The organism is Sorangium sp. So ce1335, from assembly GCF_051521615.1.
Lineage (GTDB): Bacteria > Myxococcota_A > Polyangia > Polyangiales > Polyangiaceae > Sorangium.
On the sequence record NZ_CP150363.1, the window covers coordinates 3,305,958 to 3,330,548 of the forward strand.

At 74.2% G+C, this 24,591-nt stretch carries 16 protein-coding genes; 7 read left to right on the forward strand and 9 right to left on the reverse strand.

Going from position 1 to position 24,591, the window contains the following annotated elements; all coding sequences use genetic code 11:
- Positions 1 to 11: 11 nt before the first annotated feature.
- Both WMF24_RS12415 and WMF24_RS12420 read right to left on the reverse strand, forming a co-directional pair.
- Complete coding sequence (locus WMF24_RS12415; protein WP_437736601.1) at positions 12 to 1,091, reverse strand: hypothetical protein; 1,080 nt, start codon at positions 1,089 to 1,091, stop codon at positions 12 to 14.
- Between the two features lie 10 nt (positions 1,092 to 1,101).
- Complete coding sequence (locus WMF24_RS12420) at positions 1,102 to 3,948, reverse strand: protein kinase domain-containing protein (RefSeq protein ID WP_437736602.1); 2,847 nt, start codon at positions 3,946 to 3,948, stop codon at positions 1,102 to 1,104.
- A gap of 141 nt (positions 3,949 to 4,089) precedes the next feature.
- Here WMF24_RS12420 and WMF24_RS12425 point away from each other — a divergent pair, with 141 nt between their 5' ends.
- The gene (locus tag WMF24_RS12425; RefSeq protein WP_437736603.1) at positions 4,090 to 5,751 is read left to right on the forward strand and encodes a hypothetical protein; all 1,662 of its coding nucleotides are present in this window, start codon (positions 4,090 to 4,092) and stop codon (positions 5,749 to 5,751) included.
- A gap of 121 nt (positions 5,752 to 5,872) precedes the next feature.
- On the opposite strand, the gene WMF24_RS12430 is transcribed toward WMF24_RS12425, so the two are convergent.
- The 3 genes from WMF24_RS12430 to WMF24_RS12440 all read right to left on the reverse strand — a co-directional run bounded on the left by WMF24_RS12430 (position 5,873) and on the right by WMF24_RS12440 (position 8,913).
- The gene (locus WMF24_RS12430) at positions 5,873 to 7,054 is read right to left on the reverse strand and encodes a CaiB/BaiF CoA transferase family protein (RefSeq protein ID WP_437736604.1); all 1,182 of its coding nucleotides are present in this window, start codon (positions 7,052 to 7,054) and stop codon (positions 5,873 to 5,875) included.
- A 172-nt stretch (positions 7,055 to 7,226) separates the two neighbouring features.
- Entirely contained in the window at positions 7,227 to 7,571 is a 345-nt protein-coding gene (locus WMF24_RS12435) for an SCP2 sterol-binding domain-containing protein (protein WP_437736605.1), read from the reverse strand.
- A gap of 160 nt (positions 7,572 to 7,731) precedes the next feature.
- On the reverse strand, positions 7,732 to 8,913 hold the full coding sequence (locus WMF24_RS12440; protein ID WP_437736606.1) for an IMP dehydrogenase: 1,182 nt from the start codon (positions 8,911 to 8,913) through the stop codon (positions 7,732 to 7,734).
- Positions 8,914 to 9,480: 567 nt separating this feature from the next.
- Between WMF24_RS12440 and xseA the strand changes: the two genes are divergently transcribed.
- From xseA to WMF24_RS12455, 3 genes are read left to right on the forward strand one after another with little or no spacing between them, the layout of a single operon-like run.
- Positions 9,481 to 11,196 carry an exodeoxyribonuclease VII large subunit gene (gene xseA, locus WMF24_RS12445; protein ID WP_437736607.1) on the forward strand — a complete coding sequence of 572 codons (1,716 nt, stop codon included), beginning with the start codon at positions 9,481 to 9,483 and terminating at the stop codon, positions 11,194 to 11,196.
- The gene (locus WMF24_RS12450) at positions 11,183 to 12,169 is read left to right on the forward strand and encodes a shikimate dehydrogenase family protein (protein ID WP_437736608.1); all 987 of its coding nucleotides are present in this window, start codon (positions 11,183 to 11,185) and stop codon (positions 12,167 to 12,169) included. Before xseA ends, WMF24_RS12450 begins: the two co-directional genes overlap by 14 nt.
- Complete coding sequence (locus WMF24_RS12455) at positions 12,166 to 14,352, forward strand: amylo-alpha-1,6-glucosidase (RefSeq protein ID WP_437736609.1); 2,187 nt, start codon at positions 12,166 to 12,168, stop codon at positions 14,350 to 14,352. Before WMF24_RS12450 ends, WMF24_RS12455 begins: the two co-directional genes overlap by 4 nt.
- Before the next feature lie 100 nt (positions 14,353 to 14,452).
- On the opposite strand, the gene WMF24_RS12460 is transcribed toward WMF24_RS12455, so the two are convergent.
- Both WMF24_RS12460 and WMF24_RS12465 read right to left on the reverse strand, forming a co-directional pair.
- Complete coding sequence (locus WMF24_RS12460; RefSeq protein ID WP_437736610.1) at positions 14,453 to 15,403, reverse strand: DUF4123 domain-containing protein; 951 nt, start codon at positions 15,401 to 15,403, stop codon at positions 14,453 to 14,455.
- Between the two features lie 231 nt (positions 15,404 to 15,634).
- The gene (locus tag WMF24_RS12465) at positions 15,635 to 17,251 is read right to left on the reverse strand and encodes a lipopolysaccharide biosynthesis protein (RefSeq protein ID WP_437736611.1); all 1,617 of its coding nucleotides are present in this window, start codon (positions 17,249 to 17,251) and stop codon (positions 15,635 to 15,637) included.
- A gap of 59 nt (positions 17,252 to 17,310) precedes the next feature.
- Here WMF24_RS12465 and WMF24_RS12470 point away from each other — a divergent pair, with 59 nt between their 5' ends.
- Positions 17,311 to 18,141 (forward strand): class I SAM-dependent methyltransferase, encoded by an 831-nt coding sequence (locus tag WMF24_RS12470; RefSeq protein ID WP_437736612.1) that lies wholly within the window; start codon positions 17,311 to 17,313, stop codon positions 18,139 to 18,141.
- Positions 18,142 to 18,350: 209 nt separating this feature from the next.
- The gene (locus tag WMF24_RS12475) at positions 18,351 to 21,170 is read left to right on the forward strand and encodes a cation-translocating P-type ATPase (protein ID WP_437736613.1); all 2,820 of its coding nucleotides are present in this window, start codon (positions 18,351 to 18,353) and stop codon (positions 21,168 to 21,170) included.
- Between the two features lie 6 nt (positions 21,171 to 21,176).
- Here the strand turns inward: WMF24_RS12475 and WMF24_RS12480 are convergent, their stop codons facing one another.
- Positions 21,177 to 22,082, reverse strand: coding sequence for a glycosyltransferase family A protein (locus tag WMF24_RS12480; protein ID WP_437736614.1), 906 nt, complete (start codon positions 22,080 to 22,082; stop codon positions 21,177 to 21,179).
- 6 nt (positions 22,083 to 22,088) lie between these two features.
- Entirely contained in the window at positions 22,089 to 23,252 is a 1,164-nt protein-coding gene (locus WMF24_RS12485) for a glycosyltransferase family 4 protein (RefSeq protein ID WP_437736615.1), read from the reverse strand.
- Between the two features lie 196 nt (positions 23,253 to 23,448).
- Between WMF24_RS12485 and wecB the strand changes: the two genes are divergently transcribed.
- Positions 23,449 to 24,567 carry a non-hydrolyzing UDP-N-acetylglucosamine 2-epimerase gene (gene wecB / locus WMF24_RS12490; protein ID WP_437736616.1) on the forward strand — a complete coding sequence of 373 codons (1,119 nt, stop codon included), beginning with the start codon at positions 23,449 to 23,451 and terminating at the stop codon, positions 24,565 to 24,567.
- The last annotated feature ends 24 nt before the right edge of the window (positions 24,568 to 24,591 follow it).

The window sequence follows — 24,591 nt, forward strand, 5'->3', positions numbered from 1 at the left end:
CGCGGGGCGCGTCAGCGGCGGCGCTTCGACCGGCGGTTGTGGCCGACGGCGAGCGCGCGGTAGTCGATCGCCGCGTGCGGCCGGCTCATCGCGGGGCGCAGGTCGGCGGACAGCCGCGCGAGCTCCGCGATCATCGCGCCGAGGTCGCTCGCGCCTGCGGCCCTGCGCTGCGCGAGCTCGCCGTAGGCCGCCTCGAGGGACGCGATGCCCTTGCCCGAGACGTGCCCGCGGCGCGAGAGGTCCACGTAGCTCCGCGCGAGCGCCGCGCTGTCGAAGTTGTGGGCGACGACCAGGTCCTGGGCGACGCGGAGCACGGCGTGGGCGCCGATGCGGCCGTCCTCGTGGAGCACGAAGGCCGCCTGGAGGTAGTTGTAGAAAGGGACGACCCTGTCGCCGAAGATCCGGAAATCCGAGGGGGAGGACTGCCGATCGAGGTGGATCAGGATCCGCTCGACGACGGGGCCCTTCTCGACGTAGCTCGCGAACCGGATCGCATCCAGGATCGTGTCGTCGTAGGCGTGCCCGAGCCGCATCACCTCGCCGAGCTCCAGCGGGGTGATCCGGCCCTCGCAGATGTCGGCGTACAGGGAGTAGACGAACGCGTCGGCCTCGGCGTCGTCGCCGAGGAGCACCTCGCGGATCAACGCGCCGCTCGCGTCGCGCTGGCTCGGGAGCTCGCAGCGGCGCTGGAGCAGCGCGGGCAGCTTGTAGCCGAGCTGGCCGCGCAGCGCGCGGAAGCGCAGCCGGAGGATGTTCTGCAGGTTGGGCTTCAGCGTGAGCGAGGCCCAGCGCGCGCCGTCGAGGCGCAGCTTCTGCTCGATGCGCGAGCGGAGCTGCTCCGGGCTGCCCGAGAGGATGTGCGTCTCGACCCCCGCGCGGCCGAGCTCGCGCAGGAGCGAGCCGGCGCCCGGCACCGTGCGCTTCTGATCCGGCCGCTCGATCGCGGTCCGCAGGAGATCGCGCAGCGTGTCGAAGTCCGTGCGGAGGTAGGTCTTGTCGAGATCCCACCGCGCGATGAACGGCGCGCGCGCGGGCGCCGCCGCTGCGTTCGCCTGAGATCGGGGCCCTTGCGCTCGTTCCTCGCCGTTCACGGTGATCCGCTCAGCGCGACATCCACTCGCGCCGCATCCTGTCGAGCGACTGCACGACGTCGCTGTCGGCGCTCTGCCGCGCGAGGTCCATCGCCTCCCGCAGGTACATCGACGCCTCGCCCGTGCGCTCGCGCTGGTGCGCCACGTGCGCGAGCGCGCCGAGGACGAGCGCGCGATCGGGGCCGCCGGGGCCGGCGAGGTCGAGCGCCTCGCGCAGCACGCCGTCGGCGTCGGTCAGATCGCCCGCGCGCGCGAGCGCCTCGCCGAGCTTGCGGCTGAAGATGAGCACCGCGCGCACCGGGTCGTCGAGCTCGCCGCGGAAGATCTCCCGCCGCGCCAGATCGAGGCCGCGGCGCAGCGCGAGCACGCTGCCGGCGTTGTCCCCGCGCGCGGCGGAGCGATCGGCCGCCTGCTCGAGCAGCATCAGCGCGACGAACGCGTTCTGCGCGTGGTAGGCGTGGATCGCCTGCACCTCGATCGGCAGCGCGAGCGGGTCGCCCGCGCTGTCGAACGTCGCCTTGGCGTGCAGGTCGCGCCGGACGCCGGCCGGGATCGTCGCGAGCGTCACGTCGCGCAGGAGCGGGTGCGTCGTGCGGATGCCGCTCGAGTGCTCCTCGATCATGCCCGCCGCGACGAGCTTGCCGAGCAGGTCGTCGAAGGCGCGGATGTCCGGCAGCAGGCGCTGCAGCGTGGCCCGGTCGGCCGCGTCGCCGATGACCGCGAGCGCCTGCAGGGTGCGGCGCGCGTCCTGCGGCAGCCGCTCGATGCGCGCGGCGACGAGGTCGGCCATCCGCGCGGGCGGGTCGCTGCCGCCCTCGAGCGTGTAGCGGACGAGCTGGTCGATGTAGAGCGGCGGCACGGTCGCGCCGTCGCCGCCCGGGCCGGACGGGCTCGCCGCGCTCGGCGGCAGGCCCACGGCGGCCTGATCGGCGGCGCCGTCGGCGTCGCGCCGCGGCGACAGGCGCGCCCCGCCCGTGCTCGGCGGCGTCTTGCGGGCGCCGCGGTGATCGACGTTCACGCTGCTCCGGAGGAGCGAGAGCGCGATGTCCTTCGGCAGGCCGCCGAGCGCGCGCACGGCCCCGCCCCACTCGGGCTCGAAGCCCGGCGTGTGGCTGGCGACGATGAGCAGCGCCGCGAGCGGCGGCTCCGCGATGACGTCGGCGAACGCGTTCCGGCTCGCGCCGTCGACGGCGTGCAGGTCGTCGATCGCGAGCAGGACGCGGTGCGGGAAGGCGGTCTGCTGCGCGCGCGACAGCGCCCAGCGCAGCGCCTCCGCGGCGATGAAGCGGCGATCGTCGGGCGACAGGCCCCCGGCGGCCGGCTTGTTCCAGGCGTGCCGGCGCACGTCGCTGCCGCGGTCGCCCTTGCCGAAGATCTCCAGCAGCCCGCGCCGCGCCTCGGGCGTCGCGCCGCTCCAGTTCGACGCGTTGCCGCCGTCGGGCGGCAGCTCGGCGAGCCCGGCGATCGCTGTGCGGAGCGCGTAGTAGCCGACCTCGGCGCCCCACGGATCCGGGCCGGCCTGGATCACGACGTCGCCCCGGCTCGCGGCGACGTCGAGGAACTCGCGGAGCAGCCGCGTCTTGCCGACGCCGTGCTCGCCGACGACGCGCGCGGCGACGACCGAGCCCTCGACGTCGGCGAGGCAGTCGTCGAGCCACGCGAGATCGTCCTCGCGCGCCGCGAACGGGAGCGGGAGCGGGGGCGCCGCTGACGCGCGCTCGCGCCGCGCGGTGGGGGGCGCGGCGCCCGGCGCGGCGCGCGGGGCCGGGGCGGGCGCGTGCGCCTGCGCGATCCTCGCGCCGCACTCGCCGCAGAACTTCTGGCCGCGCGGCACGATGGCGCGGCACGAGGCGCAGATGACGGTCGCCTCGGCGAACGAGAAGCGGCCCGAGGGCGTGTCGAACGTGCCGACCGCCGCCCGCAGCGCGGCAGCGAACTCGTCCGCGGACTGGTAGCGCCGCGCCGCGTCCTTCTCGAGCGCCCGCAGCGTGACCTCGACGAGCGGCTCGGGGATCTCGCGCTCGGGCGCGACGAGCGCCGGATCCGGCGGGGGCAGGGAGAGGTGCATCAGCACCACCTGCGTCGGCGACTCCGCCTCGAACGGGAGCCGGCCGGTGAGGAGCTGGAACAGGATGACGCCGCACGCGTAGAGGTCGCTCCGCGCGTCGATCGGATCGCCGCGCCCCTGCTCCGGGGCCATGTAGTCCGGGGTCCCGCAGACGATGCCCGGGCTCGTGATGTTCGTCGTCGCGACCTCCGCCTTCATCTTCGCGAGGCCGAAGTCGACGACCTTCACGAAGTCGCCGCCCGAGCGCATCTGCTCGAGCACGATGTTCTCGGGCTTCAGATCGCGGTGGATGATGCCGAGGTGGTGCGCCTCGAAGAGCGCCGCGAGGACCTGGCAGAGGATGTCGACGATGCGGCGGAAGGGGAGCGGGCCGTCCTCGTAAACGACGCGGGCGAGGTCGCGCCCGCGCAGGAACTCCATGACGAGGTAGAGCTGCCCGCCGTTCTTGCCGAAGTCGATGACGCCGACCGAGTTCGGGTGGTTGAGGCGGCTCGCGGCGCGCGCCTCGGTGATGAACCGGACCGAGGCGCTCTCATCGCCGAGCAGGTGCGGATGGATGATCTTGACGGCGACCGTGCGCCCGAGGGCCTTCTGCTCGGCCCGGTAGACGCGGCCCATGCCGCCCACCCCGACGAGCTCCAGGATCACGTAGTTGCCCGGGAGGGTCGTGCCGATCAGCGGATCGTCGGACGTCCGGTTGAACTCCGAGATCGGGAAGCCGCACACCGGGCAGAATTTGTGCGCCTGCTCGCACGGATTCGCGCATTGCGGGCAGACCACTGTGGACACGCGCGGGACCTTACCACGTTCGGGAAAGCGATTGGAGTCGAGGTCGGCGCCGGGCCCCGGGGCGCGGCCGGGAGGGGGCCGGGGGGGCTCGTCCAGCCGTCTGTTAGGTCCTGGATCCCACTTGGGGTAACCTCGGGCGCGATGGTTACGCCTCGCCTACGTCTCGGTCAGCTCCTGGTCGACGCGCGGATGATCACCCCGGAGGCCCTCGACAGGACCCTGGAGCTGCAGCGCACGGACGGGCGGCGGCTCGGGACGCTCCTCGTCGAACAGGGTCTCATCAACGAGACCCAGCTGACGCAGATCCTGTCGCACCAGCTCGCCGTCCCCTGGGTGTCGCTGCTCCACATCGAGTTCTCGCGGCAGCTGCTCAACCTCGTGCCGCACGACGTGGCCGAGCGGTACTGCCTCGTCCCGATCTACGTGCGCCACGTCCGCAACCAGGGCGAGACGCTCTACGTCGCGATGGACGATCCGACGAACGAGGACGGCATGAAGGAGTGCATGGCGTTCTCCGGCCTGCCCGTGCGCGCGATGATCGCCCCGCCGAGCGACATCCGGAACGCGATCCGGGTCTACTACGGAGCGCGGGCGCGCTCGGCGCCGCCGCCTGCGCCCGCGCAGCGCGCGCCGGCGGCGGAGCCGCAGTCGCGGGCGCGACCGGTCGATCCGCCGCCGTCCTCCGAGCTCACCAGGGCGCCGGAGACCGCCAGGCACTCGGAGGAGGTCTCGTCGACGCCGGAGCCCCTGTTGCTGACGAGGCCCGCGCTCCGCTCCGGGGCCCGGCTCGTGGAGGACGCGATGCCCGCGATCGAGACGTCGGAGGTCGACGCCGAGGACGTGGGCGTCCTGGACGACGAGATGGGGTGGGAGGCGCAGCGTCCCGTGGAGCGGGAGGTCCGCGGTCGCCCGGAGGAGCGGGAGGTCCGCGGTCGCCCGGAGGAGCGGGAGGTCCGCGGTCGCCCGGAGGAGCGGGAGGTCCGCGGTCGCCCGGAGGAGCGGGAGATCCGCGGTCGCCCGGAGGAGCGGGAGGTCCGCGGTCGCCCGGAGGAGCGGCAGATCCGCGGGCGATCCGACGAGCGCTCGCGGCCGACGCTGAAGGTGGCGCCGTCGCCCGAGCTGCTCGCGGCCGCGCAGGCGGCGCAATCGACGCAACCGGCGCAACCGCCGCAACCGACGCCGTCGACGCAGGCGGCGCAGCCCGCGCCGGCCACGCCGTCCGAGCGCCGGAAGACGCTGCGCCCCAGCACCGCGCCGGGACCGGTGACGCCGGCCGCCAGCGAGGCCACGCCCAGCATGGACATGGCGCCCGCGCCGAGCACGCCGGCGGCGGCGCTCCTCGGCGCCGTGCTCGGGCGCGCGAGCGCCGCGGCGCGCAGCGTCCCGGAGAGCCCCCCGGAGCCCGCCCCGGACCACGGGGAAGATCCCCCGAGCGAGCGCGAGGTGCGCAACATCCCCGCGCCGCAGGGCCGCGGGCGGCGCAGGATGGTCTCGCTCACGCTGCTCGACGGCACGACGATCACGCTCCCCGCGCGCGGGAGCAAGCCCCAGCGCCAGGCGCCGTCGTCCCACCGAGCCGCCGCCCAGTCCGAGCCGCCGCCGGCGCCGGCCGCGGACGATCCGGGCCTCACCGCGCGCGATCTCGTCTCCGCGCTCCGCGCCGTCTCCCACGGCGCCGACGCGAGCGAGATCCTCGGGAACAACGTGCGCTGGGAGGCGATGTTCGCGGCGCTGCTGTCGCTGCTGCTCAAGAAGCACCTCATCGCCGACTGGGAGTTCGTCGACGAGCTGAAGAAGATCTGACGCGGAGGACGCGCAGCGGCGCGCCGGGCTCGCGCCGGCGCTCCGCGCGCGTCGCCGTCCGCCAGCGCGCGTCGCCGTCCGCCAGCGCGCGTCGCCGTCCGCTAGCGCGCGTCGCCGTCCGCTAGCGGGCGGCGCCGGCGCGGATCAGCGCGTCGACGTCGGCGTCCGAGAAGCCTGCGTCGCGGAGCACGGCGCGCGTGTGCTCTCCGGCGCCGGGCGCCGGCGCGAGCGCGACCCCGCGCGGCGTGACGGGCGTCCTGAGCTGCGGGATCCGGCCGCGCGGCGACGCGATCTCGAACAGCAGATCGCGCGACGCGAGGTGGGGATCGGCCGCGGCGGTCCGCGGATCGAGCACCGGCTCGAGGCAGCAATCGCGCTCCGCAGCGAAGGCCTCCCACTCGGCGCGCGTCCTGCTCCGGAAGACGGCGGCGAGCTCGCGCTTGAGCTCGATCTGGTGCGGCCCGGGGACGAGCGCGCTCGGATCGGGATCGAGGCCGGTCCCCTCGCAGAACGAGATCCAGAACTTCGGCTCGAGCGCGGCGAGGGCCATCGCGCGCCCGTCCTTCGAGAGGTAGGTGTTGTACGGCGCGATCCCGCCGGTGAGCAGCTCGTCGCCCGCGGCGCGCGCCGCCCCGCCGTCCGCGCCTGGCTCGCCGCCCGCGAGCGCCGCGGCGAGCGAGGGGAGCGCGAAGCCGAGCGCGCCGTCGGTCATGGCGATGTCCAGCACCGCGCCGCGCCCCGTGCGCTCGCGCTCCCTCAGCGCGGCGAGGACGGCGATCGCGCACCACAGGCCGCCGCCCACGTCGGCGGCCTGGAAGCCGGGGACCTGCGGCGGGCCCTCCGCGGGCCCCTGCGCGCCGAGGACCCCGGCGCGCGCGACGTAGTTCAGATCGTGTCCCGCGCGCGCGGCGAGGTCGCCCGTCTGGCCGTAGCCGGTCAGCGCGCAGACGATGAGCCGCGGGTTGTCCGCGCGCAGCGCCTCGTGGCCGAGCCCGAGCCGATCGAGCACCCCCGGGCGGAACTGATCGACGAGCACGTCGTACGTCGCGGCGAGCCGGCGGAAGGCGTCTCGCCCCTCGGGCCTCTTGAGGTCGAGCAGGGCGCTGCGCTTGCCGCGGTTCAGGAGCTGGAACGCCGCCGATTCACCCGCGATCTGCGGCGAGATGTGGCGCAGGAGGTCGCCGCCGGCGAGGTCCTCGATCTTGTCCACCGTCGCGCCCAGATCCGCGAGCACGAGCGTCGCGAAGGGGCCCGGCAGGAGCCTCGAGAGATCGAGGACGCGCGTGTCGGTGAGCGGGCGCATGGCGACCTCTTTGTCGCGAGCGGGGGGCGATGAGAAGGAAAGAGACAAGGCATGCCCGCCGCGGGTCGGAGCGCCCGGCAGGCGCCTCGGCGCGGGGGGAGGGGCGCGCGGGCCGCGATCGGGCGGCAGCCCGCCGCAGCGCGGCGCCCGAGGTGGGCCGCCGGGGCGCCGATCAGCCCGCGTTGAGCTGGAACAGCTTCGGGAGCTTCATCGCGAGCATCTGGTTGCCCGTGACCTTGAGCTTGCCCGCGAAGAAGAGCTGCATCGAGTTCGCCTGCGGGTTCTCGTGCAGCTTCTGGAAGTCCTCGGCGCTCAGCGCGATCGTGACGTCCGCGGTGCCGGGGTTGCCGGAGGCGATGCTGGGCGTGGCGCTCGCCAGGTCGATCAGCCACTCGCCGCCGCCCTCGCCCGTCACGTTGATCTGGTACTTCCCGCCGATCTGCTTGGCCGTGTCAGAATTCTTCGCCAGGGCAGCGGGGAGCTCCTCGTTGAACAGCTTCTGGATATCGACGGCCATGGATCGCCTCCGGATCTCGTGTGGGACGTGGTGACTCGAATCGACCGAATACCGGGCGCGGTTTACCCGTGCCCGAACGCGCGCGTCAAGCGAAGCCCGACGTCGGGGGCCTGCTCGAGTCGTTCCGTCAGGACAACCCTGGTGCGCGCGTCGCCGTGCTTCACGCGCGGGCGCGCGGCGCCTGCGCGGCAGGCCGAGGCGCCTTGTCCAGCGCGGATCGGATCGGGACCATCAGCAGGCGATCGACGGCGACGCGCTGGTCGGCGGGTGGCGGGCTCTCCGGCGAGCCCTGCATCAACCGGAGGTCGCGGAGGGCGCCGCGATCGAGGGAGCCGAGCGACGCGCTCGGCGCGCTCGGCCCATCGAGCGCCGGCGTCATCGCAGGGAGGAGGCAGACCAGGACGATCTCGCTCGTGCCCTGGCGCACCCACGTCCCCTGATAGACCGCGATCGCCTGGCCGAGCGCCTCCTGGAACACGAACGCGCGCCACTCGAGCGGCGCGGTCAGATCGAAGACGCGGCCGCCGGCGCGGAGCTCCAGGCCGTCGAGGCTGAGCGCCGCGCCGCGCGCGTCGGTCGCGACGAAGCGCTCGAGGCACCCGGGCGAGCGCGCCGTGAGCTCGTCGAGGAGCGCGACGAGCGCCGGGGGGCCGAGCGAGAGCGCCTCGCCGTCCGGGCCGAGCGCCTCGAGCCCGATCTCGTCGGCGCCCACGACGTACGCGCGGTCGAGCAGCGCGGCGAAGGTGCGGCGCGACGGGCCGTCGAAGCTGGCGCCGATCGAGGACATGCCGGCGCTGGAGCTGAGCAGGGCGACGATGCGATCGCGGCGCGGGGGCGCGAGGAGCGTGACGCCGAAGCGGTCGCGCGTCGCGAGCAGCACGTGCTGCGCAGCGCCGCCCTCGCCCTGAAGGACGAGCTGATCGCCGTCGAGGCTCAGCCCGCGCCGGCTCGCCTGCACGGGCGGCAGGAGGCGCCGCCGCCGCCCCCGCGCGAGCAGCGCCACCGCCGCCGCGACGAGGGCGAGCGGCAACAGCGCGCGCACCATCACGCTGCGCGCCGTCGCGACCAGCACGATCGCCGCCACGAGGAGCGGGATCGACAGGAGCCGCCGCGAGCGCGCGGGCTCCTCCGGGACCACGCAGGGCGCGGTCGCCTCGAACCACCGCGCGACGGGGGAAGACGGAGAATCCGAGGACCCGGCGGCCGCGTCGCTCGCCGGTTCGTCGGCGCGCTGCGCTGCCGGCCAGCCCGTCGCGGGCGGAGGCTCGTGCGCGCGGGCCTCGATCGGTGGGAGCGTGGCGACGGCCTCAAGAGGGTTCTGGCCCTTCGCCTCGCGTCCCATCGCACCTCCACCCCAGCCGAAAAGTTCGGGGTAGGATAGCATCGAGCGAGACCAGAGCGAGAGGAGACTTTGGGCGACGCGCTGCGTAGGCGGCGCGTTGTTCAAGGTTTCGTTTTCAGGGTCCGGGAGTTCCGGTTCTGAGGCTTCCGGTTCCGAGGGGAACCCGCGTCGGGGTGGATGGCGCTGGCCACGGAGCGCCGGGCGGCGTCGAGGACGCGACCGGTGCGGAGGTAGCTCTCGGCCGCAGGTGCGGGACCGATGGAGCAGAAGCGCCCGTGAGGTGGACATGGAGGCTGCCGCGATCTGCGTCGACGGCGACCCGCTGGGTGCCGGCCTCATGCAGCGACAGGAGGATCCGGACGGCGATCGCCGCGGTCGGCGACGAGCACCTTGCGGATCGCGAGCCGGCCCTGTCGCACGAAAGCACCTGCACGAGCGGCCCTGTCGCGGAGCGACCCCGAGCCGAGCCGAGCCGAGCCTCGCCGCGCGCGGCGGCGGGCTCGCCCGACGGGGGATCAGGCCGCCGAGAGTCTTTCCCCAGGCCGAGCAAAAGGGTAGGTCTGCCCTGTGCAGCGCCGCGATCTACCGCCCGAACTCTCGTTCGCGGCCATCCCCGCCGTCGAGCCGCGCGAGCTCACGAGCCCGCCGCCCTCGCGCCGCCCGAAGGGCGCCGAGCCGGAGGTGGTGTCGGTCGCGGAGCTCGATCGCCGGCTGAAGCGGATCCTCGAGGGGTCGACGGCGGACGTGCGCGTCGAGGGCGAGATCTCGAGCCTGCGCGTCGTGGGCAGCGGGCACGCGTACTTCACGCTCAAGGACGAGAGCGAGGAGGCGGCGATCGACTGCGTGATGTACCGGACCGCGTCGCCGCGCGCGCGCAAGCTGCTCGCGGACGGCGCGCGCGTGGTGCTCACGGGCCGCGCCACCGTCTACGTGCCGCGCGGCCGGCTCCAGTTCTGCGCGGACGACGCGCGCCTCGCGGGGCGCGGCGCGCTGCTCGAGGCGCTCTTCCGCCTCAAGGAGAAGCTCGCCGCCGAGGGGCTCTTCGCGCCGGAGCGCAAGCGCAAGCTGCCGGTCGATCCGCAGATCATCGGCGTCGTCACGAGCGGCGACGGCGCGGCGATCCACGACATCGTGACCGTCGCGTTCCGCCGCGGCGGCGCCCGGCTGATCCTCGCGCGCACGCCCGTGCAGGGCGCGGGCGCGGGGCAGCGGATCGTGCGCGCGATCGCGCTGCTCGAGGAGTTCCCGGGCATCGAGGTGATCATCGTGGGGCGCGGGGGCGGCTCTGCCGACGACCTCAGCGCGTTCAACGAGGAGATCGTCGTCCGGAAGGTCGCGGCCGCGCGCGTGCCGATCGTGAGCGCCGTCGGCCACGAGATCGACGTCGCGCTGACCGACCTCGCCGCCGACGCGCGCGCCGCCACGCCCTCGCAGGCCGCGGAGATGCTCGTCGCGGACGCGGCCGCGCGGCGCGCCGCGCTGGAGCACCTCGAGGCGCGCATGCGCCGCGCGATGGCCCACCGGCTCAGGGGCGCGCGCGCCGATCTCGACCGGCAGCGCGCCCGGCTCGGCTCGCCCGCGCAGATCCTGGCGGAGCCGCAGCAGCGGATCGACGACGCGGTGGCGCGGCTGCGGCGCCGCATGGAGCGCATCCTCGTCGAGGACCGCGCGGGGCTGCAGCGCCTCGAGCGGCGGCTCGCCGCGCGGCACCCGCGCGCGGTGATCGCCGGCGCCCGCGGGGCGCTCCGGCCGCTGTCGGTGCGCCTCGCCGCGGCCGCGCAGCGCCACGTCGCCCTCTTGCGGGAGGGCTTCGCGAGCGACGTCGCCCGGCTCGAGGCGATGTCGCCGCTGCGCGTGCTCGCGCGCGGCTACGCCATCGCCACGGACGCGTCGGGCCGCGCGGTCCGCGACCACCGCGAGGTGGCGCTGGGCGATGCGGTCGCGGTCCGCGTCCACCACGGCGCGCTGCTCGCGCGCGTCGTGGCCACCGCGGGGCCGGACGAGCCGCTCGTCGAGCCGAGCGCGCCGGCCGCGGCAGCGCCGGCGGCTGCGGCCGCCGCGGCCGCGCGCCAGAACGGCGGGCCGCGCGGCTCGGGGGGCGGCCGCGCGCCGAGGCGCAGCAGGTCGCAGCCCGGCGCGCCCGCGTGCGAGCAGCTCGGGCTCGGCTTCGTGGCCGAGGAGCCCGCCCCGGCCTACGGTCGCGCGGGCGGCTCCGGGCAGGTCTCGGCGGGGCAAGGCGGAGCAGAGGCCGGCCCGGAGGAAAGGCGTCATGTCGAACCCTGAGCGGCGAATGTTCGGTCTGGTCGGGCACCCGGTGGGCCACTCGGTCTCGCCGGCGATGCACTCGGCCGCGTTTCGGGCCCACCAGCTCCCCCACATCTACAGCGCGTTCGACGTGCCCACCGGCGCGGAGCTCGCGCGCTTCGTCAGCGACATCCGCAGCGGCCTCATCGCGGGCGCGAACGTCACCATCCCGCACAAGCGCGCGATCATGTCGATGGTCGACGACGTGGACTCGAGCGCGGCCGAGGTCGGCGTCGCCAACGTCCTCTGCGCGACGGAGTCGCGGCGCGTGACCGCGCACAACACCGACGTGCTCGCGCTCCGCGACGAGCTCGCGCAGCTCCTCCGATCCGCCCCGCCCGCCGGGGACGACCCGGCCGGCCGCGGCGGCGCGACCTCGAGCCCGCGGCAGCGCGCGGTCATCATCGGGGCCGGCGGCGCTGCGTTCGCGGCGATCGCCGCCTGCAAGATGCTCGGCTACCACCTCATCAGCGTGACGACCCGGTCGTGGACGAGCACCGAGGCGATGCTGGAGTCGCCCGCGGGGCAGCGCGCGTCCGAGCTCGGCGCGCTCACCGCGCCGTGGCCGATCCCGACCGACCGGTCGATCAGCAGCAAGTCCTCGGAGGCGCTGCGGCTCAACTGGAGCGAGTTCGCCGTCGCGGCGGACCTGATCATCCAGGCGACGAGCGCCGGCATGCTCGGCGGGCCGCCGGGCGACGAGGTCACGAGCATCATCCCGTGGGACTCGCTCTCGCCGGATGTGTGCCTCTACGACGTCGTCTACAACCCGCCGGTGACGCCGTTCCTGCGGATGGCGCGCGACCGGGGGCTCCGCGCGTCCGACGGGCTCGGCATGCTGGTCGGCCAGGCGGCGCAGTCGTTCACGCTCTGGACCGGCCTCCCGGCCCCGGTCGACGTGATGCGCGCCGCCGCCGAGGACTCGCTCAGGAAGGCCACCGGCGGTCGATGAGCTCTGACGGATCCCGGAGGAGCGCTCCGGCCCACGACCCCCTCTCGTCCACGCCAGCGGCCTCGCGCGCTCAGGGCGCGGCGCTGGACCGCGCGTCGCCGTGGCCGCACGTCCAGGTGCACGGCCAGCTCTCCATCGCGCGCAAGGAGTGGCTGCACACGAACGGGGCGGGCGCCTACGCGAGCTCGACGATCGCGTGCATGCACACGCGCCGCTACCACGGCCTGCTCGTCGCGGCCCTGGACCCGCCGCGGCGCCGGCACGTCATGCTCTCGCACGTCGACGCCAGCGTCCGCCCCCTCCGGCCGCAGAGCTCGCCGACGGACCGCCGGGCGTCGTGGCCGCGGTGGGACCTCGCCAAGCACCAGTTCCCTGGCATCGATCCGGAGGCCAGCTCGTTCTTCCTCGAGCGCTTCGATCAGGACCCGCTCCCGCGCTGGGCCTACGCCCTCCCGGGCGGCGAGCTCGAGGTGACGCTCGGCCTCGTGCGCGGCGAGAACGCGGCCGTCCTGCGCTACACCTGGAGCGGGGCGGATCCCGTGATGCTGACGCTGCGCCCGCTCCTCGCGGCGCGCCACATGCACCAGCTCCTCCGCGAGAACGGCGGCATCTCCCAGAAGGTCGAGCTGCGCGCCGGCGCGGTGCGCGGCGAGCCCGGCGCGGCGCGCGACCGCCCGGCGATCGGCGAGGTCCGGGTCCAGCCGAACCGCGCGCTGCCGCGGATCTGCTTCCGCTACCAGGGCACGTTCGTCGGCTCGCAGGACTGGTGGCGCCGCTTCGAGTACCTCGGCGAGCAGGATCGAGGCCTCGACTTCCTCGAGGATCTCTGGACGCCGGGCCACTTCGAGACGGTGATCGGCGCCGAGCCGATCCACCTGCTCGTGGCGGTGGGCGCGCTGCCCGAGGACGAGCCGGAGAGCCTGCTCGCGGCGGCGAGCGCGGCGATCCGCGCCGAGGACCCGGGGCCCCGGCGGCCGCTCCTGGAGCGGCGGCTCTCGATCGCGGCCGAGGCGTTCCGCGCCGACGCCGCCGCGCGGCCCGGCATCATCGCGGGCTACCCGTGGTTCGAGGTGTGGGGCCGCGACGCGCTCATCTCCCTCCCGGGCCTCTACCTCGTGCCGCGCAAGACCGAGGGGGCGATCCGCGTCCTGCGGGCGCTCATCGACTCGATGCAGGACGGCCTCGTGCCGAACCGGCTCCCCGACGCGGGCGAGCCCGCCGACTTCCAGGCGGCGGACGCGACCCTGTGGCTGTTCGAGGCGGCCCGCCTGCTCGCCGACGCCGTCGGCGACACGCACCCGTTCGTCGCGGGCGAGCTCCTCGCCGCGCTGCGCGACGCCTTCGAGGCGGCCCTGCGCGGGACGAGGAACGGCATCCACGTCACCGCCGACGGCCTCTTCGCCGCCGGGCGCACCGGCGAGGGCGCGATGGACGGGCTCACGTGGATGGATGCGCGCGTCGGGGGCCGCGCGGTCACCCCGCGCGCCGGCTGCCCGGTCGAGCTCACGGCGCTGTGGGCGAAGGGCTCGGAGACGCTCGCGCGCCTCGCGCGCGCGGCCGGCGACGAGCGCCTCGCCGAGCGCGCGGAGGCGGCCTCGCGCGCGGCCCGCCGGGCGTTCGCCGCCCGCTTCTGGTGCGAGGAGACCAGCTATCCGTACGACGTGATCTCGGAGCACGCGGAGGGGGAGGGCGCGTTCCGCGACGCGTCGATCCGCCCCAACGCGGTGATCGCCGTGGCCGTGGATCCCGCCTGCTTCACGCCCCAGCAGGCCTCGGCGCTGCTCGAGCGGGCCCGCCTGGAGCTCCTGACGCCGGCCGGCGTGCGCACGCTATCCCCGGCGGACCCGGCCTACGTGCCGCGGTACCAGGGCGGGCCCGAGGCGCGCGACAGCGCCTACCACCAGGGCACGGTCTGGCCGTTCCTCCTCGGGTTCTACGCGCGCGCCGCGAAGCGCTACTCCACGCTCGGCGAGCACGTGATCCCGCTGATCCAGCGGCTCGTGGCCTCCGCGGCCGCGAACGAGATCGCGCTCAACCAGGTGCCCGAGGTCGCGTCCGGGGAGTCGCCGCACCACCCCGGCGGCTGCTTCGCCCAGGCCTTCAGCGTGGCGGAGCTGCTGCGCGTCATCGCGTGGGATCTGCCCCACTCGGACGGGGGCGGATCCGGCGCGCCGCCGCGCTGAGCCGTCGCGCCAGCGCGGCGCGCGTCAGCCCGCGCGGGAGCCGTCAGCCCGCGTGGGAGCCGTCAGCCCGCGTGGAAGCCGTCAGCCCGCGTGGGAGCCGTCAGCCTGCGTGGGAGCCGTCAGCCTGTCGATCGAGCGTCGACTCCTCGCGGATCGCCTTGCCGCCCTGGGCGGTGAAGCGCAGCAGCTTGCCCGGATCCTCGGCCTCCATCGCGAAGGACTCGATCTCCTCGAACAGCGCCTCGGTCTTCCGCGGACCGCACGTGGGCAGGAAGCCGCGGAGCACGCGCGGGTCGTAGAACCGGAAATACTGCTGCTTGCCCGCCCCGCTCTCGACGAGGAGGAACCGGCGGAGGTGCTTCCGCACGTCGCCGAACGGGCGGCTGCTCGTCAGGAAGACGCCCCAGCCGTCGCCCCAGCCGCTGTCGATCAGCGCGTCGAGCAGGCTGGACTCGCGCGGGAGGTGCACGAGCGTGGGGCTGATGTCCGCGAGCAGCTCGCCCTGGAAGCCTGTGTAGAGCGAGGCAGCCTGCTCGCCCGCCTCGACGAGGAGGAGCCGGATCCGCGGATCGCGCGCCGCGTCGAGCACCGCGAAGAGCGGCGCGCGCTCCTGTCGGAGCCGCGCCCGCGCCGACGCGGCGTACGGCGCGCCCGTCGCGACGGCGACGGTCCGCCGCGCCCTCCGCGACGGCGGGGCGGGCTGGGTCGGGGTGCACCTACCGTTCGCGCCGTTGGGCTCGCGGCGCACCACCGTGAACAGCGTCGCCCCCGCGCGGATCTCGTCGCCGTCCCGCAGCGGCACCTCGCGCGCGCGCTCGCGGTTGACCTGCGTCCCGTTGCGGCTCCCCAGATCGCGGAGCAGGTAGCTGCCGTCGATCTGCTCCACCGAGAAGTGAAGGGCGGAGAGCTCACCGTCGACGGCGATCGGGAGATCCGACTCCGGCGCGCGGCCGACGAGCAGCGGGCGGTCGCCAGGGATGCGCGCGGTCTGTCCGGCCAGGGGGCCCGAGATGACCCGGAGGAGGAAACCTGCTTCCTGGTCTTCGCTCATGGTCGTCTCCATCGCACAGGGCGCCGATGAGGCCGGCGAGTAAGCCTAGAGCATCGATCGGCGCGAAATCCACACGAAGGCGGGAAGCGTGAGAGAGGCGTCCGGAAGACTGCCAATCTTTCCAGCTTGCCCGCCCTTTCAAGCAGCTTGCGCGGAATTCGCGCAGGTGTCCGCTGTCTTGCCGCCCGAGACAGCGACGGTGAGCGGCCGTGGTTCGAGCGATCGGGCGGCTCAACCATGGCGGTTGCGCAGCGGCTCCAGGCGGAGCCAGCGCGCGACGAACGCCCGGTCCTCGGGCGCGAGCACGCCGGTGACCCGCGCGGCCACGAGGTAGAGCGCCGCGTAGAGCGGGGCGCCGAGCGTGAGGGAGAGCGCGGGGCGCGCGTCGAAGGTTCCCGTGATCAGGAACGCGGTGAGCGGCGCCGCGGCGACGAGGGCGGTGGCCGCGACGCGCCCGTAGTGGGCCCACGGGAAGACGCCGCGCAGGCCGACGCCCGAGAAGCGCGCGATGCGGGCCACCATCAGGACGATCATGATCGCCTGCGTCAGGACGGCCGAGAGCGGCGCGCCGATCATGCCGATCGTGGGCAGCAGCGCCAGGCTCGCCGCGGTGTTGAACACCATGGCCATCACCTGGATCCGCAGGATGACCGCGGTCTGGCCGAACGCCATCAGCATGATGCCGTACGCGGTCACGCGCAGCGGCAGGAGCGCGGAGTAGATGCGGAACGGGACGGCGGCGCCCGCGTACGCGTCGCCGTACACGGTGCGCATGAGCGGCTCGGCGAACAGGAGGAGGAACGCCGCGACCGGGAGCATGATCAGCGTCGTCTTGCGGATGCCCGAGTGCCAGAGGTCGATCGCCGCCCTCGCGCCCTCCTCGCGGGTCCGCCCGCCCTCGACGCGCGCGACGAAGTCGGGGAGCATCGTCGACGTGACGGAGTAGGCGAGGACGCTGACGAGCGGCAGCTCCTGCGAGCCGACGGCGAACTCGGCGAACAGGCCCGCGCTGAAGAAGAGGCCGACGACGAACTTGTCGAGCTTCTGGTTGAAGAGGCCGGCGAAGCGGGTCACCGAGAGCGGGAGCGCGTACGCGAGCTGCGCCCTGACGCCGCCCGGGAACGGCGCGGCGGGGGTCCCCTGGAACAGCCGCGCGTACAGCCGGTGCGACAGCCAGAGCCTCAGGACCTGCGCCGCGCACTGGGCGGCCAGGATCCACGTGATGGAGCACCCGAGCGCCGCGGGCAGCAGCGCGCCCGCGGCGCTCGCCACGGTGACGACCAGCGCGACGCCCGCCGACTTGCGGTGGTTGTTCGTGGCGATGAAGAGCGGGCCGAAGACGCTCGCGGGGAAGCCGACGACGCTCGTCAGGCCGATGAGCAAGAGGGGGACCGTGATCCCCTCCCGGCCGCCGAGGAAGACGCCGGGGAGGAAGGCGAACGCGGCGAAGACGAGCGCCGTGAGCGTCCCGAGGCCGAGCAGGAGGGCCATGCTCTGCCGCACGAGCCCCCTGAGCTCGGGGCGGGTCACCTTGGGCGTGAAGTAGAGGAGCGACTCCGGGACGTAGAGCTGCGCGAGATCGCGCCCCGTCGTGAACAGCACCGTCACGAACGCGAGCACGCCGTACTCCGACTTGCCGAGCAGCCGCACGACGACGATGCCCTGCACGAGGGTGATCAGGTTGTTGACGAGCTGACCTCCGACGATCATCCCGATCCGGTCGGCCAGCGACGAACCGTCCTCCGCGCCGTCCTCCGCGCCGCCGGTGGGCGCCGCGGGCGCCGCCGCGGCCGCCGGCGCCCGCGGCGGCGCGCTCGCGTCGGGGGGGGGCGGCTGCTCGTCTCGCATCGCGGCTCGGTACCACAGGCGCCGGGCAGAAGCCCTTCCTGCGAGTCGGTCGCCGTGGCATGCGACCCGCGATGGGCGGCGCGGAGCAGGCGAACGACAGCGAGACCTTCTACGATCGGCTCTGGCAGCACACCGAGACGGCGGCCGATCCGGCGATCGTCGCCAAGGGCGACCTGCTCCTGCGCATGATGCCGCCGGGGGTGCGCACCGTGGCCGACGTGGGCTGCGGCGACGGCTACCTCACGCACCGCCTCGCCGAGCGCTACGACGTGCTGGCCATCGACCGCAGCCCCGTCGCCCTCGCGAAGCTGCGCGTCCGCACCCTGCAGGCGAGCGCGGACGCCTTGCCGCTCCCGGACGGGGCGGTGGACCTCGCCTTCTCGAGCGAGATGCTCGAGCACCTGCCCGATCAGGTGCTCGCCGGCGCGGCGCGCGAGCTCGATCGCATCGCCGCGCGATACCTCCTCATCTCGGTGCCCTTCCGGGAGAACCTCCGCCGCAGGTTCGCGCGCTGCCCGCGCTGCGGCCTGGAGTTCAACATCTACGGCCACCTGCAGTCGTTCGACGCCGCGTCGCTCGACCGGCTCTTCCCGCGCTTCGAGCGGATCGCGACCGAGCTCGCCGGTCGTCCCGAGCGGGCCACGAGCCGGCGGATCGAGCAGCTGCGCCAGCGCGCGCTCGGGTGCTGGTTCCTCCCGCGGGGCACACGCGTCTCCTGCCCGGGCTGCGGCGAGGCCGATCTCGCCGCGCCTCGGGTCGGGCTCGCGCAGCACGTGGGCCGGCTCGTCCTCGACGTGGCGACCGTGGCGTGGCAGCTGGCGTCGGGCGAGCGAACGCAGCCTTACTGGATCATCGCGCTCTACCGGCGCCGAGAGCTGCCTGCGCCGTAGAAGCCCGGTTCGAGAGGGGTGGGGCAAAACACCCCACCGGGGAGAAAAGGCGCAGCGCAAATCGTGCGCGGGCAACCCTCGATGTGCCGAACTGCCGGGGCGCGGTTACTGGCATGACACATGCCAAGCAAGTGCAGAGTTCGTGGTGAGAAGCTGCCACCGCCGGTGAGCGCAGCGCGCACAGCGCGGCTCCCGCAGGAGAACACTGCATGTCCCAAAGCGTCCTCCCTTCATCGGCCGGGATAGCCTGGCACAGCCTGCCAGCCGGCGAGGCGCTCTCGAAGATAGAGAGCGCCGAGACAGGCCTCGCGACCGACGAGGCCGCCCGGCGGCTCAAGGACGTCGGGCCCAACGTCATCCAGCGCGCGAAGGGCGACAGCGCGCTCAAGCTGCTCTTCCGACAGATCAACGACCCGCTCATCTACGTGCTGCTCGCGTCGGCGGCCCTCGCGATGATCATGGGCGAGGCCATCGACGGATCGGTCGTGCTGGCGGTCGTCGTGCTCAACACGGCGATCGGGTTCGTGCAGGAGCTCCGCGCGGGCAAGGCGATCGAGGCGCTCGCCGGCATGGTGCCCCAGTCGGCGACGGTCGTGCGCGACGGCCAGCGGAGCGTGATCTCGGCGGCGGACGTCGTCCCCGGCGACGTGGTGGTGCTGGAGGCCGGCGACAAGATCCCCGCCGACGCGCGGCTGCTCTCGGTGAAGAACCTCCACGTGGACGAGTCGGCGCTCACCGGCGAGTCGGTGCCCGTCGACAAGCAGATCGACGCGGTCCCGGAGGACGCGGGCGTCGGCGACCGCAAGAACCTCGCCTTCGGCGGGACGCTCGTGACGAACGGCAACGCCATGGCCGTCGTCGTCGCGACGGGCGGCAAGACCGAGCTCGGGCGCATCTCGTCGATGCTCCACGAGGCGACCGAGATCGAGACGCCGCTCACGCGCTCGATGGCCAAGGTGGGCCGCGTGCTGACGATCGCGATCGTGGCGGTCGCGCTGCTCATCGTCGGGGTCGCGCTCTTCCGCGGCTACCCGCCGGTCGACGCGATGCTGGCGGGGATCTCGCTCGCGGTCGCCGCGATCCCGGAGGGGCTGCCGGCGATCATCACCATCTCGCTCGCGATCGGCGTGCAGCGCATGGCGCGGCGCCGCGCGGTGATCCGGAAGCTGCCCGCCGTCGAGACGCTGGGCAGCACCGGCGTCATCTGCTCCGACAAGACCGGCACGCTCACGCGCAACGAGATGACCGTCCGCGCCCTGTGGACCCCCACCGCGCAGGCCGCCGGGGAGATGCTCGAGGTGACCGGCGTCGGCTACGCGCCGGTCGGCGAGCTCTGCCGCGGCGGCGCGCCGGCGGGCGAGGCGCCCGAGCCGGTGCGCGCGCTGCTCCGCGCGGGGCTGCTCTGCAACGACGCGCGCATGAAGCGCGAGGGCGACACGTGCGGCATCGAGGGCGACCCCACCGAGGGCGCGCTCGTCGTCGCCGCGCAGAAGCTCGGCGTGGACGTCGACGCGACGCGGCGGGAGCACCGGCGCGTCGACGCGGTCCCGTTCTCGTCGGAGCGGCAGCTCATGGCGACGCTCCACGAGGCGCCCGGCGGCGAGCGGGTGATCTACATGAAGGGCGCGCCCGAGGCGGTGCTCGGCCGCGCCGCGATCGGCGACGCGGAGCGCGCCGAGGCGATGGCGCAGGTGGAGCGGATGGCGGCGCAGGGCATGCGCGTGCTCGCCGTGGCGGCGCGGCCCGCGGGGCGCGACGCGGCGACGCTCGACGAGGAGCACCTCGCCGAGGGGTTCGAGCTCCTCGGCCTCGAGGGGATGATCGATCCGCCGCGGCCGGAGGCGATCGACGCGATCAAGGCGTGCCACGAGGCCGGGATCACGGTGAAGATGATCACGGGCGATCACCTGGCGACCGCGCGGGCGATCGGCGAGCAGCTCGGGCTCGTGCAGGTCGGCGGGCGGGCGATGAACGGCACGGAGATCGCGCGGCTCTCGGACGAGGAGCTGCGCGCGGCGGCGGCGTCCACGAACGTGTTCGCGCGCGTGGCGCCGGAGCACAAGCTCCGCCTCGTGAAGGCGCTGCAGGCCGACGGGAAGGTCGTGGCCATGACGGGCGACGGCGTGAACGACGCGCCGGCGCTGAAGCAGGCGAACATCGGCGTGGCGATGGGGATCACGGGGACGGCGGTGTCGAAGGAGTCCGCCGACGTGGTGCTGACCGACGACAACTTCGCGAGCATCCGGGCGGCGGTCGAGGAGGGGCGCCGGGTCTACGACAACCTGGTCAAGGCGCTCGCGTTCGTGCTGCCGACGAACCTGGGCGAGGCGCTGATCCTGCTCGTGGCGGTGATGACCTTCCCCATCCTCGGGGGCGCGCCGCTCATGCCGATCACGGCCGTCCAGATCCTCTGGGTCAACCTCGTCGCCACGGTGGCGCTGTCGCTGCCGCTCGCGTTCGAGGCGATGGAGAAGGACGTGATGGGCCGGCCGCCCCGGGACCCGAGCGAGCCGATCCTGAGCAAGTTCGTCCTCGTGCGCACGGTGATCGTCGCGGTGCTCATGACGGCGGGGGCGATCGGGCTCTTCCTGTACGAGTACTTCACGGAGGTTCGCGGCGGCGTCGTCTCGGAGTACGCCTACCGCGAGGCCCAGACCGCGGCGGTCACGACGGTCGTGCTGTTCCAGATCTTCTACGTGCTCAACTGCCGGTCGCTGCGCGACTCGATGCTGAAGATCGGGCTCTTCTCGAACCCCTGGATCTACGTCGGCATCGCCGCGCTCCTCGCCCTGCAGCTCTGCTTCGTCTACGCGCCGTTCATGCACACGCTGTTCGGCTCGGCGCCGCTCTCGCTCGGCGCCTGGATCAAGTCGATCCTCGTGGCGATGACGATCCTGCCGGTGATGAGCGTCGAGCGGTGGTGGCGCGGCCGAAGGGCGCGGCGCGCCGAGGAGAGCGAGCGCCGCGCCGCGGCGTCGTCCGCGGTGGGGGGCGTGGCGGGCGCGATGGCGCACCGCGGCCGCGCCTGATCCGGGTCAGAGCCCGAGCCGCCGCAGCGCGCCGCGCGCCGGCTCGGGCAGCCTGGCCCCCACGACGATCTTCCAGAGCGTACGGCTGCTCCAGAGCCCCCGCCGCATCGCGGATCGCGCGAGCGCCACGGCGCGCGTCATGTCGCCCGCCGCGTAGCTCGCCTCCGCGGATCGCCGCTCTCCGTGGGCCAGGAACAGCGCCCGGCGCCGCGGATCGGCGAAGAAGCGGGGGTGGCGCGCGACCATGATCTCGTGCGTCTCGTGGTAGCGAAGCGCGTAGCTGCTCGAGACCTTCGTCGCGTGGCCCATCCGGTACAGCACGCACACGCCGCCGCAGTGCACCCCTCGGACCCCGGCCTCGGCGAGCCCGATGTGGAAGTCGTAGTCCCCGTTGCCGCGCGCGAGCTCCGGCGCGTACCCGCCGAGCTGCTCCCACAGCGCCTTCCTGTAGACGCTGCCGCCGCCGGGGAGCGCCTGCTTCGACACGAAGTCGTCCGGCTCGACCACCGCGGGGTAGCGCCAGAGCTGGCGTCGCGCGCCGAAGAGCTGGAGATCACCGTAGACGAGCCCGACCCCCGGGTGCTCGTCGAGGGTCCGGTTCGCCTTCTCGATGGCGTCGGGGGGGAGCTTGTCGTCGCCGTCCAGGTAGAGGTGGTAAGGCGTCTCGGTCAGCTCGAACGCGCGGTTGCGCGTGGGATACGGGCCCATGTTGACGGGCAAGCGGGCCTTCCGGAGCTTCGGGTGCTCGAGCGAGGCGAAGATCTCCTGGGTGCGCCGGTGCTCGGTCCCGTCCATCACGAGCACCGCCTCCCAGCGATCGTCGGTCTGGGCCAGCAGGCTCTCCCAGCACTCGAGGAGCCAGTCGCCCTCGGCGTAGCAGGTGATGCCGACCGTGATGAGGGGCCTCGTCATCGTCCGTCACAGGGTGGCGCGGCCGGGCGCCCCCAGCGAGCAGGCCATCGCGGCGCGGTAGAGCGCCTCGAACCTGTCGACGCACCGCTGCCAGTCCGCGCGCTCGACAGCCCACGCGCGCCCGCGCTCCGCGAGGCGCGGCCCGAGCTCGGGCTCGTCGATCAGCCGGTCGAGCGCCGCGACGAGCGCCGCGTGGTCGGCGGGCGGCACGAGGAGCGCGCGATCGCGATCGAGCACGCCCTCGTAGGCCGGCAGGTCGCTCGAGACGATCGGCACCCCGAGCGCCGCGAGCTCGCAGAAGGTGGACGGCACGCCGTCGACCTCGAGGAGCGAGACCGCGGCGTCGGCCATCGCGTAGAGGCCGGGGAGCTCGCCGTACGGGCACGGCGCCGCGAACTTCACGCTGGCGCCGACGCCGAGCTCGCGCACGAGCGACCTGAGCTTCCGCACGTAGGCGGGCTCGTCGTGCCGGCCGTACAGCTTGATGACGAAGACGCCCTCCCTCGCCCACCGGCTCGCGGCGAAGGCGCGGAGGATGCGGTCGACGTGGTAGTGCGGCTTCGTCTGCCGCGGGCTCAGCAGGACGCGCTTGCCGGGCTCGATCCCGAGCTCGCGCCGGAAGCGCGCCGCCCCCTCGAGCGCCCGCTGCCGGTCGAACGTCGCGAGATCCACGCCCCAGAGGACGATCTCGCAGGGGACGGCGCCGGCGCGCTCGCCCATGCGCTCCCTCGCCCGCGCGAGCAGGGGCACGCTGTCGGCGGTGACGGCCGAGGCGTGGGACAGCACGTGGTTGACCCGGCGCACCGTCCACCGCGACCTGCGGAACACCTCGGGGTTGATGTCGGAGCCCCACGCGGTGGCGACGATCGGCGGACCGCCCTGCATCCTCGACCAGACGTCGTGCCACGGGCGGAGGAAGTTCAGGTGCACCACGTCGACGCCGAGCGCGCGCGCGCGCCGCCGCGCCCAGAGGCGCCGGAGCGCGTGGGGGACCAGGGCGGGGACGAGCCTCAGCTCCTCGCAGCGCTGCCCGTACTCGCGCCGGATCGCCGCCGCGATGCCGGGCGCATCGCAGAGGATCACCCGGTGCCCCCGGGCGGCGAGCGCGGCGCCGAGGCGGGCCTGCTGCGTGGCCTTCGGGTCGCCGTGGAGGAGCACGGTCAGATGCACGGGGCGCGTGTACAGGACGGCGCCGCGCGCGTAAAGCGGCGTGGCGCCTCGCGAAGCGGCGCCGAGCCTCGTGAGACCTCGTGAAGCCTCGTGAGGCCGCGTGGAGCGCCGTGACCCGGCGTGAACCGCCGCGCCGGCGCTCGCGACACAACGCGCTGGTAGCCAGGCACGGACCACGGCATGCTCGCCGGTCGAGATGATCTACCTCGTCGCCGCGACGCGCCCGAACTTCATGAAGCTCGCCCCCATCTGCCGCGCCCTCAAGGCGCGCGGCCTGCCGATGCGGCTCCTGCACACGGGCCAGCATTTCGACCCGACGATGAGCGACGTGTTCTTCCGGGATCTCGGCCTGCCCACGCCCGATCACACGCTCAAGGCAGGCGGCGGCTCGCACGCCCAGCAGACGGCGGCCGTCCTCGTCGGCGCCGAGGCGGACCTGATGGAGCACCGGCCCAAGGTGGTCGTCGTCGTGGGGGACGTCACGAGCACCCTCGCCGGCGCGCTCGCGGCGTCCAAGCTCGGCATCCCGGTCGTCCACGTGGAGGCCGGGCTGCGCTCGCGCGACTGGACGATGCCCGAGGAGATCAACCGCGTCCTGACCGATCAGCTCTCCGATCTGCTGCTCACGCCCTCGCACGACGCCCAGCCGAACCTGCTCGCCGAGGGCATCCCGCCCGAGCGCATCAAGTTCGTCGGCAACGTGATGATCGACTCGGTCCATTACGCCCTCAAGCGGCAGACCGACGCGCTGTCGCGCTTCGGGCTCGAGCCGAAGAAGTACGCGATCGCGACGCTCCACCGCCCGGCCAACGTCGACAGCGCCGAGCGGCTCGCCGAGACGCTCGACGCGCTCACCGCGATCGCGCAGCGCCTGCCGACGGTGTTCCCCGTCCACCCGCGCACGGTCGCCCGCGCCGAGGCGTTCGGCCTCTCGGGGCGCCTGCGCGAGACGAAGGGGCTCCGGATCATGGAGCCGCTCGGGTACGACGATTTCGTCACCGTGATGGGCAATGCGCTGCTCGTCGCCACCGACTCCGGCGGCATCCAGGAGGAGACGACCGCGCTCGGGATCCCGTGCCTCACGATGCGCCAGGGCACGGAGCGGCCCATCACCGTGACCCAGGGCACAAACACCGTTGTCGGGCTCGACGCGGCGCTCATCGCGCGCGAGGTCGACGCCATCCTCGACGGCCGCGGCAAGCGCGGCACCGTGCCCGAGGGGTGGGACGGCAAGACGGGCGAGCGCATCGCCGACGCGCTGGAGGCCTTCCTCGCGGGCGATCCGCCGCCCAGGACCGCCGGCCCGCGCGCCTGAGCCCAGAGCGCGCCTTTCGCGCTC